This is a genomic window from Kitasatospora sp. NPDC093806, assembly GCF_040683335.1.
In the GTDB taxonomy this organism is placed as follows: Bacteria; Actinomycetota; Actinomycetes; order Streptomycetales; family Streptomycetaceae; genus Kitasatospora.
In genome coordinates, this window is the sequence record NZ_JBFBDO010000046.1 from 13,053 (window position 1) to 31,429 (window position 18,377).

17 protein-coding genes are annotated in these 18,377 nt (G+C 73.6%); 7 read left to right on the top strand and 10 right to left on the bottom strand.

The genetic code is table 11. From position 1 onward, the window contains the following. Complete coding sequence (locus AB0N76_RS21710; RefSeq protein WP_363559232.1) at positions 1-1,230, top strand: glycoside hydrolase family 16 protein; 1,230 nt, start codon at positions 1-3, stop codon at positions 1,228-1,230. Between the two features lie 31 nt (positions 1,231-1,261). On the opposite strand, the gene AB0N76_RS21715 is transcribed toward AB0N76_RS21710, so the two are convergent. Continuing rightward, complete coding sequence (locus tag AB0N76_RS21715; protein WP_363559234.1) at positions 1,262-1,762, bottom strand: hypothetical protein; 501 nt, start codon at positions 1,760-1,762, stop codon at positions 1,262-1,264. A gap of 309 nt (positions 1,763-2,071) precedes the next feature. Next, positions 2,072-2,845 (bottom strand): IclR family transcriptional regulator, encoded by a 774-nt coding sequence (locus AB0N76_RS21720; RefSeq protein ID WP_363559236.1) that lies wholly within the window; start codon positions 2,843-2,845, stop codon positions 2,072-2,074. 149 nt (positions 2,846-2,994) lie between these two features. Between AB0N76_RS21720 and aceB the strand changes: the two genes are divergently transcribed. Then, the gene (gene aceB / locus AB0N76_RS21725; protein WP_363559238.1) at positions 2,995-4,644 is read left to right on the top strand and encodes a malate synthase A; all 1,650 of its coding nucleotides are present in this window, start codon (positions 2,995-2,997) and stop codon (positions 4,642-4,644) included. Between the two features lie 83 nt (positions 4,645-4,727). Here the strand turns inward: aceB and AB0N76_RS21730 are convergent, their stop codons facing one another. After that, positions 4,728-5,738, bottom strand: a complete 1,011-nt coding sequence (locus AB0N76_RS21730) for a winged helix-turn-helix domain-containing protein (protein WP_363559240.1) — start codon at positions 5,736-5,738, stop codon at positions 4,728-4,730. Between the two features lie 55 nt (positions 5,739-5,793). Between AB0N76_RS21730 and AB0N76_RS21735 the strand changes: the two genes are divergently transcribed. Next, positions 5,794-7,077 carry an MFS transporter gene (locus AB0N76_RS21735; protein WP_363559242.1) on the top strand — a complete coding sequence of 428 codons (1,284 nt, stop codon included), beginning with the start codon at positions 5,794-5,796 and terminating at the stop codon, positions 7,075-7,077. Positions 7,078-7,315: 238 nt separating this feature from the next. Here AB0N76_RS21735 and AB0N76_RS21740 read toward each other — a convergent pair whose 3' ends face one another. The 7 genes from AB0N76_RS21740 to AB0N76_RS21770 all read right to left on the bottom strand — a co-directional run bounded on the left by AB0N76_RS21740 (position 7,316) and on the right by AB0N76_RS21770 (position 13,215). Continuing rightward, complete coding sequence (locus AB0N76_RS21740; protein ID WP_363559244.1) at positions 7,316-8,701, bottom strand: 8-oxoguanine deaminase; 1,386 nt, start codon at positions 8,699-8,701, stop codon at positions 7,316-7,318. A gap of 93 nt (positions 8,702-8,794) precedes the next feature. Continuing rightward, positions 8,795-10,321, bottom strand: coding sequence for a nucleobase:cation symporter-2 family protein (locus AB0N76_RS21745; RefSeq protein WP_363559246.1), 1,527 nt, complete (start codon positions 10,319-10,321; stop codon positions 8,795-8,797). Between the two features lie 194 nt (positions 10,322-10,515). Then, entirely contained in the window at positions 10,516-11,430 is a 915-nt protein-coding gene (gene pucL, locus AB0N76_RS21750; protein WP_363559248.1) for a factor-independent urate hydroxylase, read from the bottom strand. A 28-nt stretch (positions 11,431-11,458) separates the two neighbouring features. After that, positions 11,459-11,818, bottom strand: coding sequence for a hydroxyisourate hydrolase (gene uraH, locus AB0N76_RS21755; RefSeq protein WP_363559250.1), 360 nt, complete (start codon positions 11,816-11,818; stop codon positions 11,459-11,461). Positions 11,819-11,905: 87 nt separating this feature from the next. Beyond that, on the bottom strand, positions 11,906-12,409 hold the full coding sequence (gene uraD / locus AB0N76_RS21760) for a 2-oxo-4-hydroxy-4-carboxy-5-ureidoimidazoline decarboxylase (protein WP_363559252.1): 504 nt from the start codon (positions 12,407-12,409) through the stop codon (positions 11,906-11,908). A gap of 132 nt (positions 12,410-12,541) precedes the next feature. After that, on the bottom strand, positions 12,542-12,922 hold the full coding sequence (locus AB0N76_RS21765; protein WP_363559254.1) for a helix-turn-helix domain-containing protein: 381 nt from the start codon (positions 12,920-12,922) through the stop codon (positions 12,542-12,544). Next, positions 12,919-13,215, bottom strand: a complete 297-nt coding sequence (locus AB0N76_RS21770) for a thiamine-binding protein (protein WP_363559256.1) — start codon at positions 13,213-13,215, stop codon at positions 12,919-12,921. The genes AB0N76_RS21765 and AB0N76_RS21770 overlap by 4 nt, the downstream gene beginning before the upstream one ends. 186 nt (positions 13,216-13,401) lie before the next feature. On the opposite strand from AB0N76_RS21770, the gene AB0N76_RS21775 reads away from it, so the two are divergent. The 4 genes from AB0N76_RS21775 to allB all read left to right on the top strand — a co-directional run bounded on the left by AB0N76_RS21775 (position 13,402) and on the right by allB (position 18,276). After that, positions 13,402-14,277, top strand: a complete 876-nt coding sequence (locus tag AB0N76_RS21775) for a TIM barrel protein (RefSeq protein WP_363559258.1) — start codon at positions 13,402-13,404, stop codon at positions 14,275-14,277. A gap of 100 nt (positions 14,278-14,377) precedes the next feature. Then, positions 14,378-15,265: a 2-hydroxy-3-oxopropionate reductase gene (locus AB0N76_RS21780; protein ID WP_363559260.1), complete on the top strand. Its 888-nt coding sequence runs from the start codon at positions 14,378-14,380 to the stop codon at positions 15,263-15,265. Between the two features lie 328 nt (positions 15,266-15,593). Continuing rightward, positions 15,594-16,736: a glycerate kinase gene (locus AB0N76_RS21785; protein WP_363559262.1), complete on the top strand. Its 1,143-nt coding sequence runs from the start codon at positions 15,594-15,596 to the stop codon at positions 16,734-16,736. Between the two features lie 163 nt (positions 16,737-16,899). Beyond that, the gene (allB, locus tag AB0N76_RS21790) at positions 16,900-18,276 is read left to right on the top strand and encodes an allantoinase AllB (RefSeq protein ID WP_363559312.1); all 1,377 of its coding nucleotides are present in this window, start codon (positions 16,900-16,902) and stop codon (positions 18,274-18,276) included. Positions 18,277-18,377 lie beyond the last annotated feature (101 nt).

Genomic DNA, 18,377 nt, shown 5'->3' on the forward strand with positions numbered 1-18,377 from the left:
ATGCAGAAGCCCGACCGGCGCCCCGCGCCCCGCCACGCCCGCCCCGCCCGCCGGGGCCGCACCGTCGCCCTCGCCGCCACCGGGGCGCTCGCCGTCACCGGCGCCGGCCTCCTCGGCGGCGTCCCGGCCCTGACCGGCGCCCAGGCCGCCACCCTGCCGACCGTCACCCAGGACAAGCTCACCCCGGCCACCATGGTCGCGGGCAAGGCCACCACGGCCGCGCTGACCGTCCACTCGGACTCCTGCTTCACCGCGAAGACCGTCGGCGTCGGCGTCCGCGACGCGGCCGGCCGCAACCTCGACTTCCCCGGCAGCGCGGCCAACCAGCAGATCTGCCCGAGCGGCCTGTCGATCACCACCGGCTCGCGCACCCTGGCGGCCGGCACCTACACCCAGTTCGGCTTCTGGCAGGACCTCGGCGGCGCCTGGCACAACCTGCCGTCCCGGCAGCTCGTGGTCTCCGCCGCGACCACCACGCCTACCCCGACCCCCACCCCCACGCCGACCCCCACGCCGTCGCCCACCACCGGCATCCCGGTCGCCGGCAAGCAGCTCGCCTGGTCCGACGACTTCGACACCCTCGCCCTGGGCTCCCGCTGGACCGCCGACCGGAGCAGCTCCTACCACTACGGCGACCACAACCCGAACGACAACAAGCTCGACTGGCTGAACAAGAACAACGTCAGCGTCTCCGGCGGCGTCGCCACCTTCACCGCCAAGCCGAGCAGCCACACGCTGGAGAACGGCAAGCAGGCCTGGGACACCGGCCTGCTCACCACCGAGTACTCCAGCGAGGCCTTCAAGGTGAAGGTCGGCGACTACATCGAGACCCGGGTCAAGCTCCCGGCCGGCACCGGCGCCTGGCCGGCGCTCTGGACCTGGAACGGCACCAGCGGCACCCACGGGGAGATCGACTCCTTCGAGTACCACAGCGACAACCCGAACCTGCTGGAGCTGACCAACCACATCAACCCGGGCCACCTCTATTACACCGACGCCAAGGCGATCGCCAAGGACGGCTGGGTCACCATCGGCACCTACTACGGCGCCGGCTCGGTCGACTTCTACGTCAACGGCAAGAAGGTGTTCTCGGACGGCAAGGGCGTCGGCGCCGGCTGGACCGCGTACCCGATCCTCAACCTGTCCCTGAGCGCGGGGAACTACCACCCCGCGCCCTCGGGCACCGCGCCGATCACCTTCGCCGCCGACTACGTCCGCGTCTACCGCTAGGAAGCGGCCGTCGTGGAGAGCGTCCGCCCCGTCAGGAGTCGACGTTCTCCACGACCGAGATCGTGAACGGCTGCAGGTTGTTCGTGTCGTTGCGGTCGTCGTTGCTGCGCACCGAGACCCAGCCGCCCGTCAGCTCGCCGAGCTCGACGGTGGGGGCGAGCCGCATCGGGACCAGCGCCGTCGCGCTCTCGTACGCCGGCAGCCCGGCCGGGAAGGTGCAGCGCACCCGGTGGCCGTTCTGGAGCACCTGGCACTCTTCGGGGAAGTACGGCTCCTCCGGCGTGACGCCCTCCGGCAGGGTGACCACCACCCGGAACGACGAGGCCGTCCGGTCCGGGCCGACGTTGGCGACGAAGGCGTGGAGCGTGGTGACCCCGCCCGGGGCGACCGCGTCGGGGTCGATCCGGACGACCTCCAGGTCCGAGTTGGACGGCCGGGCCGCCACGGCCTCCGCCGCCCCCGGGTCGGACACCGGGCCCGCCCCCGGAGCGGTCACCGGGTCCGCCGTCCCGCCGGTCACCGGGGCCGTCACCGGTTCGGCCCCCGGTCGCGGCTCCGGGACCGGACAGTCCGCCCAAGCCGTCCCGGCGACGAGCGCCGTCAGCGCGCACCCCGCCGCCAGTGACCTGCCGAAGTAACCCCGAACCGACCCGCTGCTCTGCGACATCGCCGCTCACCCTGCCCTTAGCGTCCGGCGCCCCGCGCCGTCGCGGGCCGCGTCCGGACCAGCGTGACCGACCGCCGCGCCCCGGCCCGGCCAACCCGCCCCCGAGTGGCTCGAACGGGCGAAGCCCCCGGCGTGGCGGGTTCAGGGCGCGTCGTCAGGGCGCGTCAGGGCGCTTCACGGCGCCAGGACCTGGCCGAGCCGGGCCGCGATCCCGGTCATCACCGGCACCAGGGACGCCGCGCCGTCCGGCTCCTCCAGCGCCCGGATCCGGGCCTCCGGGCCGGAGACCGAGAGCGCCGTCGGGGTCGGCGCGCCCGGGACGGCCAGCGCGATGCAGCGCACCCCGATCTCCTGCTCCTGGTCGTCGACCACGTAGCCGCGCTCGCGCGCCTCGGCCAGCTGGCGCAGCAGCTCCTGCGGGTCGGTCACGGTGTGCGGGGTGTGCTCGGGGAGCGGGCCGGGGCCCAGGACGGCACGCGCCTCCGCCTCGGGCAGCTGCGCCAGCAGCGCCTTGCCGACCCCGGTGCAGTGCGGCTGCACCCGGCGGCCGACCTCGGTGAACATCCGCATCGAGCGCCGCGACTGCACCTGCCCGACGTACACCACCTCGCCGCCCTCCAGCACGGCCAGGTTGGCGGTCTCGCCGGTGGCCTCCATCAGCTCCGCCAGGTAGGGGCGGGCCCAGCTGCCGAGCAGCCGGCCCGCCGTCTCGCCGAGCCGGATCAGCCGCGGGCCGAGGGTGTAGCGGCGCGCCGTGTCCTGGCGGACGTAGCCCTGCTGGACGAGGGTGCGGACCAGCCGGTGGATGGTCGGCATCGGCAGTCCGGAGGAGGCGGAGAGCTCGCTGAGCGTCGCCACGCCACCGGCGTCGGCGAGGGCCTCCAGCAGCTGGAAGGCGCGCTCGACGGACTGCACGCCGTTGCTCGCGCGCTCCGAGGTCGGGGTCATCGGCACGCACTCCGTTCTTCTCGTACGTTCGGTTCGAGGCTCGTCTCGACGCTTGTCTCGATCTTCTCAACGAACCGTTGAAATTCTGTATCGCGGAAACTAGTCTCCACCCTACAGAATCAAGCCCTCCATTGAGGAGTGTCCTGCTCATGGCTGCAGATCACGGACCCGGCGCCGCTCCCGCCGAGCCGGTCGTCACGGTCGCCGGGCCGCACGTCCACCGGGCCGAGGAGGTGCTCACCCCGGAAGCGCTCGCCTTCCTCGCCGGCCTGCACCGCGCGTTCGACGGCCGCCGCCGCGAGCTGCTGGCCCGCCGCAAGGAGCGCCGCGCCGAGATCGCCCGCACCGGGACCCTGGACTTCCTCCCCGGGACGGCCGACGTCCGCGCCGCCGACTGGCGGGTCGCCGAGGCGCCGCGCGCGCTCCAGGACCGCCGGGTCGAGATCACCGGTCCCACCGACCGCAAGATGGTGATCAACGCCCTCAACTCCGGCGCCCGGGTCTGGCTCGCCGACTTCGAGGACGCCACCTCCCCGACCTGGGAGAACGTCCTCGGCGGCCAGGTCAACCTGATCGACGCCTTCGAAGGCCGGATCGACTTCACCACCGACGCCGGCAAGGCCTACACCCTGCGGCCCGCCGCCGAACTCGCCACCGTCGTGGTCCGCCCGCGCGGCTGGCACCTCGACGAGCACCACCTGCTGGTCGACGGCGAACCGGTGGCCGGCGCCCTCCTCGACTTCGGCCTCTACTTCTTCCACAACGCCGCCCGGCTGCTCGCCCGCGGCGCCGACGACCCGAACTCCGGCCCGTACTTCTACCTCCCGAAGACCGAGAGCCACCTCGAAGCCCGGCTCTGGAACGACGTCTTCACCCACGCCCAGGCCGAACTCGGCATCCCGCACGGCACGATCCGCGCCACCGTGCTGATCGAGACCATCACCGCCGCGTTCGAGATGGACGAGATCCTCTACGAACTGCGCGAGCACGCCGCCGGACTCAACGCGGGCCGCTGGGACTACCTGTTCTCCCTCGTCAAGAACTTCCGCGACGCCGGCCCGCACTACATCCTGCCGGACCGCAACGCCGTCACCATGGCCTCGCCGTTCATGGCCGCCTACACCCGGCTGCTGGTGCGGACCTGCCACCGGCGCGGCGCCCACGCGATCGGCGGCATGGCCGCGTTCATCCCCAGCCGCAAGGACCCCGAGGTCAACGCGGCCGCCCTGGCGAAGGTCACCGCCGACAAGGAGCGCGAGGCCGGCCACGGCTTCGACGGCTCCTGGGTCGCCCACCCGGACCTCGTCCCGGTCGCCCGGGCCTGCTTCGACGCCGTCCTCGGCGACCGCCCGCACCAGAAGGACAACCCCGGCCCGGCCGGACCGGTCACCGCCGAACAGCTCCTCGACATCGCTGCCGCCGGCGGCAGCTGCACCCACCAGGGGCTGCACAACGCCGTCCAGGTCGGCATCCGCTACATCGAGGCCTGGCTGCGCGGACTCGGCGCGGTCGCCATCTTCCACATGATGGAGGACGCCGCCACCGCCGAGATCTCCCGCTCGCAGACCTGGCAGTGGATCCACAACGGCGTCGTCCTCGCCGACACCGGGGAGAAGGCCACCGCCGACCTCGTCCGCCGCCTGGTGGCCGCGGAACTGACCGAGCTCCGGGCCGAACTCGGCGACCAGGCCTACGACGCCGGCCGCTGGACGGAGGCCGCGGCGCTCTTCGAACAGGTCGCGCTGGCCGAGGAGTTCGTTGACTTCCTGACCCTGCCCGCGCTCCCGCTGCTGGGCTGAGCCCGGGCCGCGACTCCTGGCGCTCGCGGAGCGTCGGGAGTCGCGAGCCGTCGGGCTTTGCGGGCCGTCGGGCGCCTGGGGACTCAGGGCTTGCGGAGCGTCAGGGCGTCGCCGAGGCCGCTGCGCCGGTACAGCACCCGGCGGCCCTGCCGGGTCCGGTCCAGCAGACCGGCCGCGGCCAGCGCGCCGAGGTGCCGGCTGACCGCCCCCGGCGTCACCCCCAGCCGGTGGGCGAGCTCGGTGGTACAGGCCGGCGCCGCCAGCAGCATCAGCAGCCGGGCCCGGGCCGGCCCGATCAGCCCGACCAGCCCCGGCGGCGGACCCGCCGCCCCCGGACGCCCGGCCAGCCCCTCCGCCATCGTCGCCTTGCCGCGCGCCGGATAGGTGATCAGCGGCGGGCCGTCCTGGGTGATGTCGGTCTGCGCGCCCATCCCGGCCAGCGTCGGGATCAGCACCAGCCCGCGCCCCGCCACGTCCACCGAGGTCCCCAGCGCCCGGACGGCCGGATTGGTGTCGATCAGCCGCAGCACCCCGGCCTGCCAGGAGATCCGCCCGTCCAGGTCCGCGAACAGCCCCTCCGCGCCGCGCTCCGCGAGCAGCCGGGCCCGGTACGCGAGGTCCGCCTCCAGCACCGACCGCGCCCGCGGCCACCACACCGGGGCGAGGCAGCGGGTCCAGTACGCCTCCAGCGTCTCCGCCACCCGGGCGGCCAGCTCGGCCGGATCGTCGATCAGCGCGGCGAGCACCGGCGGCAGCGGGTTCCCGGCGTCCACGTACGCGGCCAGCACGTCCGCCCGCACCACCTCCGGCGGGGTGGCCACCTGCCGGGCGAGCTCGGCGTGGAAGTCCGGACGGGGAACGAGGGGACGCGGCGTCAGGAAGTCCGGCACGAAGGCGTTCGGCGCGATCAGCGCGTCCAACAGCTCGGTGTCCAGCGTCTCGTAGCGGTCCTGCCAGCCGGCGATCCACGGCTGCTGCTCCGGGTAGTAGCCGGTCCACCTGCGGGCGCGCAGGCCCAACACCGTCTCCTGCAGCGGGGAGTAGGCGAACCAGGTGGCGGCGAGGTCGTCGACGCCGAAGCGGAACTCGAACATTGACCGTAACGGTAAAAGAATTCCGCCCGGCCGGGAACCCCGCTGTCCTACTCCCATGACCTCCACGACCTCCCCGGCGCGGCCCCCGCATGCCCTCGGCCGCCTGCTGCCGGCCGACCCGCTGCTGCGCCGGCTCGTCCTGATGAGCCTGGTGAACTCCGTCGGGGACGGGCTCTTCGTCACCGTGAACGTGCTGTTCTTCACCCGGTCCATCGGCCTGACGCCCGGTTCGGTGGCGCTCGGGCTGACCGTCGCGGGCGTCTGCGGGGTGTTCGCCGGGGTGCCGATGGGCCGGCTCGCCGACCGGGTCGGGACCAAGCGGCTGCTGCTCGTGGTCGGGCCGCTCCAGGCGGTCGCCCTGCTCGGCTACGCCTTCGTGCACTCCTTCGTGGCGTTCGTGGTGCTGGCCTGCGTGGCCACCGTGCTGGAACGCGGGGCGGTCGCGGTGCGCAGCGCGCTGATCGCCCGGGCGCTGCCGGCCGAGGGCCAGGTCCGGACCCGGGCGCTGCTGCGGTCGGTGATGAACGCGGGCCTGGTGGCCGGCTCGGCCGGTGCCGCGCTCGTCCTGCAGGCCGACTCGTACGCCGGGTACGTGACGGTGCTGGTGCTGGACGCGGTGAGCTTCCTGGCGGTGGCGGCGCTGCTGGTCGGGCTGCCCGTCCCCGCGCCGGCGCCGGTCGCCTCGGATGACTCCGACGGCGGAGCAGGTGGGGCGGACGCCGCGCCGGGCGGGCGCCGGACGGCGCTGCGGGACCGGCGGTACCTGGTGGTCACCGTGCTGCACGCGGTGCTGGAGCTGCAACTCGCGGTGCTGTCAGTCGGGTTGCCGCTGTGGATCGTGCTCTCCACCGAGGCGCCGGCCGCGATGGTCGCGGCGGTGAACGTGGTCAACTGCCTGCTGGTGGTGCTGTTCCAGGTGCGGGCGAGCCGGGGCGTCACCGACGTCCCGTCGGCCGCGCGGGCCTGTGCGCGCGGGGCGCTGCTGCTGGCGGGCGGGTGCCTGGTGTACGCGGCGGCGCAGTACGGTCCGGCCTGGGCGGCGGCCGCGACGATCCTCGCCGGGGCGTTCGTGCACACCCTCGGCGAGCTGCTGACCTCGGCCGGCGGCTGGACGCTCAGCCTGGACCTGGCGGACCCACGGGCGCACGGCGAGTACCAGGGGGTGTTCATGAGCGGGCAGGCGGGCGCGCACGTGATCGGCCCGCTGGTGATCACGCTGACGGCGGTGGACCACGGGGCGGCGGGCTGGGTGGTGCTGGCGGGGGTGTTCGCGCTGGCCGGGCCCGCCCTGCTGCCGGCGGTGCGCGGGGCCGCGGTGAAGGCGGTCCGCACGGCCTGAGCCGCGTCGGGTCGAGCCGCGCTGGATCGGCGGTCGCGGCGGGTCCGGACGGTGTCGGCGCCCCACGGGGGTGGGAGCCGGCGCCGGACGGGCCCGTCCGACGGCGCGCCGCTGCCCCGGACCCTCGCCGTGGGTCCGGGGCAGTGCTCCGTCGGCCGCTCCCCGGAGGCCCCGGTGCGCGGTCGGCGGAGTCCGGGCGGCGCGCCGTCCCAGGGGCGGCCCGGAGTCTCGGGGTTCGTCAGACCGGCCGGGCGGCGAGCTCCTTGGCGGCGCGGGCGCAGGCCCGGGCGATCCGGTCCTCGTGCACCGTCGTCAGCCGCCCGTGTTCGACCACCGCGTTGCCGTTGACCAGCAGGACGGCCAGCGGCGGCAGCGCGCCGAGGGTGAGGGCGGCGACCGGGTCGGCGATCGAGGAGTGCATGACGCCGTCGACCTTCCAGAGCGCCAGGTCGGCGAGCTTGCCGGCCTCGATCGAGCCGAGCTCGTGCTGCCGGCCGAGCACCCGGGCGCCGCCCATGGTGCCCAGGCGCAGCGCCTGGCGGGCGGTGAGCGCGGTCGGGGAGCCGTGCAGCCGGTTGATCAGCAGGGCGTTGCGCAGCTCGGTGCCGAGTTCGCCGGACTCGTTGGAGGCGGTGCCGTCGACGCCGAGGCCGACCGGGACCCCGGCCGCCAGCATGTCCGGGACCCGCGCGATCCCGGCGGCCAGGCGGGCGTTGGAGGACGGGCAGTGCGCGACGCCGGTGCCGGTCTCGGCGAACTTGGCGATGTCGGAGTCGTTCATGTGGACGCAGTGCGCCATCCAGACGTCCTCGCCCAGCCAGCCGACCGACTCGAAGTAGTCGGTCGGGCCCATCCCGAACAGCTCCTTGCAGAACGCCTCCTCCTCGGCCGTCTCGGAGCCGTGGGTGTGCAGCCGGACGCCCTTGCGGCGAGCGAGCTCGGCGGACTCGCGCAGCAGCCGGGTGGAGACCGAGAACGGCGAGCAGGGCGCGAGGGCGATCCGCAGCATCGCGTCGGGGGAGGGGTCGTGGTACCGGTCGACGGCCTCCTCGGAGGCGGCGAGGATGGTGTCGAGGTCCTCGACCGCGTGGTCCGGGGGCAGGCCGCCGTCCTTCCGGCCGCGGTCCATCGAGCCGCGCAGCGCGGTGAACCGCAGACCCAGCTCCCGGACGGCCTCGATCTCGGCGCCGAGGATGTCGCCGCCGTCCTTCGGGAAGACGTAGTGGTGGTCGGCGGCGGTGGTGCAGCCGGACTTGAGCAGCGCGGCGGCGGAGCCCTGGGCGGCGGCGTGCACGAGCCGGTCGTCGATCCGGGCCCAGGTCGGGTAGAGGGCGACCAGCCAGTCGAACAGGATGCTGTCCTGGGCGAGGCCGCGGGTGATCCACTGGTAGAAGTGGTGGTGGGTGTTGACCAGGCCGGGGGTGACGAGGTGGCCCTCGGCGTTGATCCGGCGCACCACGTTGTCCAGCCAGTCCGGGGCGGGGCCGTCGCCGACCGTCTCGATCCGGTTGCCGAGGACGACCACGTGGCCGCGGGCGTACTCGGTGTCGTTCGCGTCGACGGTGGCGATCGCGGCGTTCTCGATGACGATCCGCTGGTCGGCGGGTGGGGGCTGGACTGCCATGAGGGGGCTCCAAGGGCGAGGGAGGGACGGCCGGGCGGGCGTGTGTGTGGTGGTGGGGGGCGGTGGGCCCGCCCGGCGGGGCAGGACGGTGGGTCAGGACGGTGTCGCGGTGGGCAGCGTCGCCTCGGGTGGTCCGTCGGCGGCGGGGCGGTGGTCGGTCCGGGCCGCGGCCGAGCGGCCGTCCGGCCGGGCGGTGCCGAGGTGGTGGAAGAGCAGGTTGAGCAGGACGGCCGCCACGCAGCCGGCCGATATCCCGGAGTGCAGCAGGGTGCGGGCGGCCTCCGGGAACGCGTCGTAGAAGGTCGGCGCGGCGATCGGGACGATGCCCACGCCGAGCGAGACCGACACCAGCAGGGTGTTGCCGCCGGACTCCAGGCCGGCCTCCGCGAGGGTGCGGATGCCGCTGGCCGCGACCGTGCCGAAGAGCACGATCCCGGCGCCGCCCAGGACGGGCTGCGGCACCAGCGAGACGACCGCGCCGAGCACCGGGAAGAGCCCGAGCAGCACCAGCAGCCCGCCGCCGGTGGCGACCACGTAGCGGCTGCGGATCCCGGTCAGCGCCACCAGCCCGATGTTCTGGGCGAAGGCGCTGGCCGCGAAGCCGTTGAAGACCGGGCTGACCGCGGTGGCCAGTCCGTCGGCCCGCAGACCGGCGGCGAGGGTCTTCTCGTCGGCCTCGCGGTCGACGATCCGGCCGAGGGCGAGCATGTCGGCGGTGGACTCGGTCATCGAGACCACCATGACGATGCAGAGCGAGGCGATGGCGGCGGCGTCGAACACCGGCGTGCCGAAGTGGAACGGCGAGGGCAGGGCGAAGATCCGGGCCTCCCGGACGGCGCCGAAGTCGGCCAGCCCGAGCGGGAAGGCGGCCAGGGTGCCGACCGCCAAGCCGACGAGCAGGGACAGCTGCTGCCAGAAGCCGCGCAGCAGCCGGTTGCCGAGGACGACCGCGCCGAGGGTGAGCGCGGCGAGTCCGACGGCCCGGGCGGAGCCGTACCCGGGGGCGCCCGGCGAGCCGCCGCGCGCCCAGTTGACGGCCACCGGGAGCAGGGACACCCCGATGAGGGTGATCACGGTGCCCTGGACGACCGGCGGGAAGAACCTGATCAGCTTGCAGAAGTACGGCGCCGCGAACAGGCAGAGGCTCCCCGCGACGATCACCGCGCCGAAGATCACCGGGAGGGCGTCCTCGGGCCCGTGCTCCTTCGCGATGGCGATCATCGGGGCGACGCCGGCGAACGAGACGCCGTTCACGAACGGCAGCCGGGCGCCGATCCGCCAGACGCCGACGGTCTGGAGCAGGGTGGCCAGTCCGGCGGTGAACAGGCTGGCCGAGATGAGCAGGGCGAGTTCGGCGGGGGAGAGGCCCACGCCGGCGCCGACGATGAGCGGGGGAGCGACGACCCCCGCGTACATCGCGGCGACGTGCTGGAGCCCGCTGGTGAGGAGCCTCACCGGGGGCAGCAGCTGGTCCACGGGGTGGACCGCCGTGCTTCCGGCAGGGCCTGCTGCCGGGGTGGAACCGCCGTCGGTGCTGTCGGTGCCGTCAGCGCGGTTGTTGCCGTCAGCGCTGTTGTCGCTGCCGGTGCTGTCGGCGCTGTCGGTGCTGCTGGGTGCCATGTCGAGCCCCTCCTGTGCCTCGGCTCTCGGCGCGCCCGTGACGCTGGAGGTCTCCCGAGGGCGGGACGGCGGTGCGAGGGTCCCTCGGGGTGTCCCTCCGGCTCCCCGGGCCGGCCGCCCTGAACCGGGCACGGTCTCCGATGGGTGGGGGTGGAGAGAACGGGTGGTGCTGGTGACGGGGCGGTGCTGGGGGATCAGGCGACCGGGATGACCGGGACGACGCCCTCGCGGTGCACGGTGCCCTCGATGAGGCCGTACATCCGGTCGGCGGCGTAGTAGACCTCGTTCTCGTTCTTGAGGCCGAACGGCTCCAGGTCGACCAGGAAGTGGTGCTTGTTGGGCAGTTCGAGCCGGACCTCGTCCACCTCGGCGCGCTGGTCGAGGACCCGGGTGCCCATCGCGTGCAGGGTCTGCTGCAGCGAGTACGAGTAGGTCTCGGCGAAGGCCTCCAGCAGGTGCCGCCGGACCTGGGTGTAGCAGCGGTTCCACGCCGGCTCGGCCTCGTCCGCGCGGCCGGTGAAGCCGTACTTCCACCGGGCGGTGACCTGGGTGGCGAGGATCCGGTCGTAGGCCTCCTGGAGGGTGGTGTACCGGTCCTTGATGTACCCCCAGAACTCGGAGTTGGTGGAGTTCAGCACGACCAGGTCCTTGAGGCCGGAGATCACCCGGACGGACTCGCCGTCGTAGACGACCTCGGTGGTGCGGACCTCCTGGCCGCTGCGGACGAAGGAGTGCCCGACCTCCTCGGAGCCGATGAAGCGGGCCTCGCTGTCGGGGGTGCGGATCCGCTCCCAGGCGTACTCCTCGATCCGGATCCGGGCGCGGTGCACGGGGGCGGTGTCGTCGACGAAGTGCCGGGCCAGGGTGATGCCGAAGGCCTCGGCCGACTCGATGCCGTGCTCCTTGGCGAAGGCGTACACGGTGTTCTTGGTGGTGTCGGTGGGCAGGCAGTTGGCGTTCGACCCGGTGAGGTGGACGTCCTCGAACTCGCCGGAGAGGGCCACCGAGACGTTCAGGTCCTTGATCTCGTGGCGGGTGGAGTCGCGGTAGACGCGGACGATGCGGTTCTCCGCCTTGCCGTACTGGTTCTGACCGAGCACGTGGGCCATCGCGTGGCTCTCCTGTCAATCGGGCGGTCTAGCTTCCGCGGTAGACCGAGTAACCGAACGGGTTCAGCAGCAGCGGTACGTGGTAGTGGTGCTGCGCGGGCGCGACCGTGAAGACGATCGAGACCTCGGGGAAGAACGGCGGTTCCGCGGACGTCCGCGCGTGGTACGCGGCGGTGTCGAAGAGCAGTCGGACGACCGAGCCCGAGCCAGAGCCAGAGTCCGAGACCGCGTCCACGGCCGGCAGGTCCTTGACCCGGCCGTCGGAGTCCGTGGCGGAGGTGCCGAGCACCTGCCAGCCGTCCTCGGTGTGCAGTGCGAGCTCGACCGGGACGCCTTCGGCCGGACGGCCGAGGCTGGTATCGAGCACATGGGTGGAGATGCCGGTCATGGGTGTGCTGACCTCACTGATGGCGGTGGTGACGCTGCCGAGGGTTGTGACGCTGTGTCGCTGTGTCGCGACTGATCTGACGGTACGTCAGTTCTCGTCGAGCAGGCGGTTGATGCGGATGTCGTTGATCTTGCGCAGCTCGCCCCGGACGACCTCCGCCTCGGCCGCGGGGGTGTGCGGCTGGCGTTCGCGCAGGGCGGCGAGCATGGTGGCCGCGGTACGGCCGGTGGCGCAGATCAGGAACACGTGGCCGAACTTGGCCTCGTAGGCGGCGTTGGCCCGGCGCAGTTCGTCCAGCAGGGCCGGGCCGGCCCCGCGGACACCGGACTGCTCCCGCTCGGACGTGGCGTCGCCCGGGGTGGGCGAGCCGATCCGGGCGTGGCCGGCCATCGCGTCGTGCAGGTCGGCGGCGCCGAGCGCGGCGGTGGCCGCCGCGTTGGCGTCGAGCAGGGACTGGCGGTCGGCCCACGGGCGGGTCGCCGCGACGGCGTCGGCCCAACCGGGGCTGGAACAGACCTCCAGCAGGATCGCCCGCAGCCCGGCGGCGTCGGCCGCCGCCAGGGCGTCAAGGGCATGGGGGTGGTCGTTCACGGGTGGACCTCCTGGGGAGTGGTGCCACCCGCACAAGCTAGATCGGCGGGATCAGGCCGTCAACACTTTGTTGAACTGTTGGTGGCCGCGTTTTCACGAGAGCCCCGGGTGCCCTGCCGTGCCCGCCCTGCCTCAGCCGGACTTCGAACCGTCCTGCCGGTTCAGGTAGTTGTAGACCGTGAAGCGGCTCACGCCGAGGGCGGTCGCGACGGTCTCGACGCCGTGGCGGACGGTGAAGGCGCCGCGTTCCTCCAGGAGGGCGACGACGCGCTGCTTGTCCCCGCGGTCCAGCTCGGCCAGCGGCCGGCCGTCGAACTGGCGGGCCATCTCGGCCAGCAGGCGCTCCAGTGCGCTGTTCAGGTGGGGGAGTCGGACGGCCAGTGCGCGCTCGCCCGCCCACTCCAGGACGACGTCCTCGGGCTTCGCCTCGTCCAGCGGGACGGGGGTCGCGCCGACCGCGTCCAGCAGCGGCTTGATCGCCGCGGCGAGCGGGTGTTCCACGTGCGAGGTCACGGCGTACCGCCCTCCTCGGGGGCCGCGGGGGCGTCGGCTCCGGTGTCGGCCTCGGCCTCGTCGAGGACGCTGACCTGGACCGATATCCGGGTCGCGCCGGCGTCCAGGCTCTCCCGGAGCAGCTTGGTCACGGCGGCCAGGACCTGGTCCGCCGTGCCTTCGGCGCCGGTGCCGAACGGGCCGACCGAGACGGCCAGGCCGGCCTCGTCGACCGCCTTGCGGGCCGCCGCGGCATGCGGCGGGAACGCGTCCAGCTCGAACGGTTCCGTCGTGAACTCCACCATCAATCGCACCCGCTCACTCTAGCGAGCGGGGTTCGGGCGGTCAGGGGCGAGTGCTTCAACGATTTGTTGCAGGCTCCTTGACAGTCTTCCGGTGGGTGGAGATGCTTTCGCCAGACAGAATCCAGCTTTCGCATCGTGGAAGTTGCGGAAGTCGTGGATGGTGGAAGAGAGATCCGGAGACACGAGGTGATGGACGTGGCCGCCGATGTGACCGCCGACGTACCCGCCGATGGGAGCGCCGCCTCGCGGCACGGCTTCACGGTCAACCTGTCGATCCTGTTCGGCGAACTCCCGCTGCTGGAGCGACCGGCCGCGGCCGCCGCCGCCGGCTTCACCGCCGCCGAACTGTGGTGGCCGTTCGGCGCGGAGCACGACCCGGCCGAGGTCGAACTGGACGCGCTGCGCCGTACCTTCACGGACGCCGGCGTCCGTCTCACCGGCCTCAATCTGCTCGACGACCTGGTCCGGGGCGCCCGGGGGACCGTCTCGGTGCCGTCCGAGCGGGAGCGCTTCCGGGCCAGCCTGCCGGTTGCCACCGCGTTCGCCGCCTCGCTCGGGGTCACGGCGCTCAACGCGCTGTACGGCAACCGGGTCGCCGGCGTCGACCCGGCCGAGCAGGACGCGCTCGCGCTGGAGAACCTCACCCTCGCCGCGCGGGCCGCCCATGACATCGGCGCGATCCTGCTGATCGAGGCGCTGAACCGGCCGGAGTCCCCGGACTACCCGCTGGTCACCGCCGCCGCCGCGGTCGAGGTGGTGGACCGGGTGAACGCCGCGACCGGCCTGGGCAACGCGCGGTTCCTCTGCGACCTCTACCACCTGGCCCGCAACGGCGAGGACCCGGCCGCCGTCATCGACACCCATGCCGACCGGATCGGCCACGTGCAGATCGCCGACGCCCCCGGCCGCAACGAGCCGGGCACCGGCGGGCTGGACTTCGAGGACCTCTTCGCTCGGCTCACCGCCGCCGGCTACACCGGCCGGATCGGCCTGGAGTACCGGCCGTCCGGCGGCGTCAGCGCCGACAGCTTCGGGTGGCTCCCGCGCGAGTACCGGGCGGCGGACTGCTGAAACGTTTCGCTATCCCGATTTCGCTGACTTACATCCGCTTTCTTCCCTGAGACCCTCTCACGCTCCCTCATGCCTCTCACGTAACAGAAGGAACGACGCGATGAGCCGCAAGATCGCCTTCATTGGCCTGGGCATCATGGGCAGCCCGATGGCCGCCAACCTCGTCAAGGCCGGCCACCACGTCACCGGGTACAACCTCACCCGGCCGCAGATCGACGCCCTGGTCGCGGCCGGCGGGTACGGCGCGGACGGCATCGCGGACGCGGTCCGGGACGCCGAGGTGGTGATCACCATGGTCCCGGCCGATCCGCAGGTCGAGGAGGTCGTCCTGGGGGAGGGCGGCGTCCTGGCGCACGCCCGGCCGGGCACGCTCCTCGTCGACATGTCGAGCATCACCCCGCAGACCTCGATCAGGATCGAGGCCGCCGCCCGGGAGAAGGGCGTCCGGACCCTGGACGCCCCGGTCTCCGGCGGTGAGGCGGGCGCGATCGAGGCGGTGCTGTCGATCATGGTCGGTGGCGCCGCCGAGGACTTCGCCGAGGCCAAGCCGCTCTTCGACGTGCTCGGCACCACGGTGGTCCACGTCGGCCCGGCCGGTGCCGGTCAGACCGTCAAGGCCGCCAACCAGCTGATCGTGGCGGCGAACATCCAGGTGCTGGCCGAGGCCGTGGTGTTCCTGGAGAACGCCGGTGTCGACCTCGCCGCCGCCTTGGACGTGCTCGGCGGCGGCCTGGCCGGCTCGACCGTGCTGAACCGCAAGAAGGTCAACATGCTGGACCGGGAGTTCGCCCCCGGCTTCCGGATCGACCTGCACCACAAGGACATGGGCATCGTCACCGAGGCCGCCCGGGCCGTCGGCGCCGCCCTGCCCGTCGGCGCGGTCGTCGCCCAGTTGGTCGCCTCCGCCCGCGCCAACGGTGACGGCTCCCTCGACCACTCGGCGCTGCTGCGCGGCGTCGAGCGGCTCTCCGGCCGCGCGGTGGCGTAGCCCGCCCGGTCGCCGCCCCCCAGATCCCTCCCGGTGGCGTGAACCAGTCCGGTCGTGCCCGCGCCACCGGGAGGCCAGCTGACGGATGACAGAATCTGTCAGCTGTTATCTGTCATCTGAAAGTTGTCAGCTGATATCTGACAGCTGAAATCTGTCAGCCGTCAGCCGTCAGCCGTCAGCCGTCAGCCGACCGCAGACCGCAGACCCGACCGGCGGGTGGGCCGGGGCTCATCCGCCCGCCCGCCGGTCGACCAGCCCCGCCCGGGTGGCCGCAGGGGCCATGCTTGACGAACCATCGCCAGACCAGTCCGGAAGTGAGGCCCGCACCATGCCCGCCACCCGCCGCCAGGGCCATGTGGTCGTAGCTCCCGACAAGTTCAAGGGCACCCTCGAAGCGGCCGAGGCCGCCGCCCGGATCGCCGTCGGCATCCGTCGTGCCGCCCCCGGCGTCGAGGTGCGCGAACTGCCCGTCGCCGACGGCGGCGAGGGCACCCTGGCCGCCGCCCTCGCGGCCGGGTTCGCCCGGGTCCCCGCCAAGGTGGCCGGTCCGACCGGCCTGCCGGTGGACGCCGCGTTCGCCGTCCGGGGCACCACCGCCGTCGTCGAGCTGGCCCAGGCCTCCGGGCTGGCCCGGCTCCCCGCCGGCCGGACCGCCCCGCTCGCGGCCGGCTCCTACGGCGTCGGCCAGCTGATCGCCCGCGCGGTCGCCCTCGGCGCCGAGCGGATCGTGCTCGGCCTCGGCGGCAGCGCCTGCACCGACGGCGGGGCCGGCATGGTGCAGGCGCTCGGCGTCCCGCTGCTCGACGCCGTCGGCGCCGAACTGCCGCCCGGCGGCGCGGCGTTGCGTCGGCTGGACCGGATCGACCCCGCTCCGGCGGCCCGGGCGCTGGCCGGCGTCGAGCTGGTCGTCGCCTGCGACGTCGACAACCCGCTGCTCGGCCCGCGCGGCGCCGCCGCCGTCTACGGCCCGCAGAAGGGCGCGAGCGGCGAGGACCTGGTGGTGTTGGAGGAAGGTCTGACCCGGTTCGCCGACGTGGTCGGCGCCGCGGTCGGCCGCGACGTCCGGGACGCTCCCGGCGCCGGGGCCGCGGGCGGGGTCGGCTTCGCCGCGCTGGCCCTGCTGGGTGCCACCGTGCGACCCGGCATCGAGTTCCTGCTCGACCTGCTGGGTTTCGACGAGGCCGTGCGAGGGGCACGCCTCGTCGTCACCGGCGAGGGCTGCCTGGACGCGCAGACGCTCCACGGCAAGGCCCCCGCGGGCGTCGCCGCGGCGGCGGCCCGGGCCGGGGTCCCGGTCGTCGCCGTGGCGGGGCGGGTGGAGCTGTCCGAACGCGAGTGGCGGGCGGCCGGCTTCGTCGCCGCCTACGCGCTCGGCGAGTTGGGCGAGCGTCCGGGCGACGGCCTGACCAGGGCGGGCGAGCTGGCCGAGGTGGCGGGGGAGCGGCTGGCGGCGAACCTGCTGCCCGGGTAGCACCGCCCCGGGATGTCGGCGGCACTTGTGGCTTCCTCCATTGACGTTTTGTTGAAGGCGGTCCTAGGCTCCGGGCCATCCTTCGGCGTACCCACCCCCATGTCCAGGCTCCGTCCAGGCTCCAACGAGGTTTCGGAGGTTCCCTGTGCCCATCGGCGAGACCATGGTGATCCGCTCCCGCCGGGTGTTCCTGCCGGACGGCGAACGACCCGCGGACGTGCTGGTCCGGGACGGGAGGATCGAGCGGATCGCCGCGCACGGCTCCGTCACCGGTCCCGGCTCCGTCACCGGCTCCGTCACCGGCTCCGTCGCCGACCCGGGCCGGCCGGTGACCGATCTCGGTGACGTCACCCTGCTGCCCGGCCTGGTCGACACCCACGTGCACGTCAACGAGCCCGGCCGCACCGAGTGGGAGGGCTTCGCCACCGCGACCCGGGCGGCTGCGGCCGGCGGCGTCACCACCGTCGTCGACATGCCGCTCAACTCGGTGCCGCCCACTACCACCCTCGCCGGGCTGGAGGTCAAGCGGAAGACCGCCGAGGGCCAGGCCTGGGTCGACCTCGGCTTCTGGGGCGGCGCCGTCCCCGGTAACCTCGCCGACCTCGAACCCCTGCACCGCGCGGGCGTGTTCGGCTTCAAGTCCTTCCTCGCGCCGAGCGGCGTCGACGAGTTCCCGCACCTCGAACCCGCCGATCTGGAAGCCGCGTTGGCCGAGCAGGCCCGGCTCGGCGCGCTCGCCATCATCCACGCCGAGGACCCGGCCGTGCTCGCCGCCGCGCCCCAGCAGCCCGGCGTCCACTACCGGGACTTCCTCGCCTCCCGCCCCGATGGCGCGGAGACCGCCGCGGTCGTCCGGCTGCTCGACGCCGCCCGCCGCACCGGCGCCCGCGTCCACGTCCTGCACGTCTCCTCGGCGGCCGTGCTGCCGCTGCTGCGGCAGGCCCGGGCGGACGGCGTCGAGGTCACCGCCGAGACCTGCCCGCACTACCTGACCCTGGCCGCCGAGTACGTCCCGGACGGCGACACCGCCTTCAAGTGCTGTCCGCCGATCCGCGACGAGGCCAACCGCGAGGCGCTCTGGGAGGCCTTGGCGGCGGGCGAGTTCGCTGCCGTCGTCTCCGACCACTCGCCGTCCACCCCCGACCTCAAGCTGTTGCCGGGGCGCGGCGGCAGCGGGGACTTCGCCGCCGCCTGGGGCGGCATCGCCTCGCTCCAGCTCGGTCTGCCCGCGGTCTGGACGGAGGCCCGCCGGCGCGGCCACACCCTCGCCGACCTGGTCGGCTGGATGTCCGCCGGCCCGGCCCGGCTGGTCGGCCTGGACGGACGCAAGGGTGCCATCGCGCCCGGCCATGACGCCGACCTGGTCGCCTTCGACCCCGACGGTGAATTCGCCGTCCACCCCGCCGAGTTGCACCACCGCAACCCGGTCACCCCGTACGCGGGCCGGACGCTCACCGGGGTCGTGCGCACCACCTGGCTGCGCGGTCGGGTCGTCGACGTCACCGGCGAGCCCTTCGGCGTCCAGCTCACCCGCCCCTGATCGTCGCCGGCGGCGTCACCGTCGCCTTCGCCCTCGCCTTCCTCGAACTGATGTGACGTCACATCAGGCTCCACGTAAAGCCCTCACCGACATCCGAAGGA

What these genes read in the sequence shown, in the direction of transcription:
- AB0N76_RS21710 (WP_363559232.1), top strand. Translation starts at nt 1, where the DNA reads ATGCAGAAGCCCGACCGGCGCCCCGCGCCCCGCCACGCCCGCCCCGCC.
- AB0N76_RS21720 (WP_363559236.1), bottom strand. Translation starts at nt 2,845, where the DNA reads ATGACCCCGACCTCGGAGCGCGCGAGCAACGGCGTGCAGTCCGTCGAG.
- aceB (WP_363559238.1), top strand. Translation starts at nt 2,995, where the DNA reads ATGGCTGCAGATCACGGACCCGGCGCCGCTCCCGCCGAGCCGGTCGTC.
- AB0N76_RS21730 (WP_363559240.1), bottom strand. Translation starts at nt 5,738, where the DNA reads ATGTTCGAGTTCCGCTTCGGCGTCGACGACCTCGCCGCCACCTGGTTC.
- AB0N76_RS21735 (WP_363559242.1), top strand. Translation starts at nt 5,794, where the DNA reads ATGACCTCCACGACCTCCCCGGCGCGGCCCCCGCATGCCCTCGGCCGC.
- AB0N76_RS21740 (WP_363559244.1), bottom strand. Translation starts at nt 8,701, where the DNA reads ATGGCAGTCCAGCCCCCACCCGCCGACCAGCGGATCGTCATCGAGAAC.
- AB0N76_RS21745 (WP_363559246.1), bottom strand. Translation starts at nt 10,321, where the DNA reads ATGGCACCCAGCAGCACCGACAGCGCCGACAGCACCGGCAGCGACAAC.
- pucL (WP_363559248.1), bottom strand. Translation starts at nt 11,430, where the DNA reads ATGGCCCACGTGCTCGGTCAGAACCAGTACGGCAAGGCGGAGAACCGC.
- uraH (WP_363559250.1), bottom strand. Translation starts at nt 11,818, where the DNA reads ATGACCGGCATCTCCACCCATGTGCTCGATACCAGCCTCGGCCGTCCG.
- AB0N76_RS21780 (WP_363559260.1), top strand. Translation starts at nt 14,378, where the DNA reads ATGAGCCGCAAGATCGCCTTCATTGGCCTGGGCATCATGGGCAGCCCG.
- AB0N76_RS21785 (WP_363559262.1), top strand. Translation starts at nt 15,594, where the DNA reads ATGCCCGCCACCCGCCGCCAGGGCCATGTGGTCGTAGCTCCCGACAAG.
- allB (WP_363559312.1), top strand. Translation starts at nt 16,900, where the DNA reads ATGGTGATCCGCTCCCGCCGGGTGTTCCTGCCGGACGGCGAACGACCC.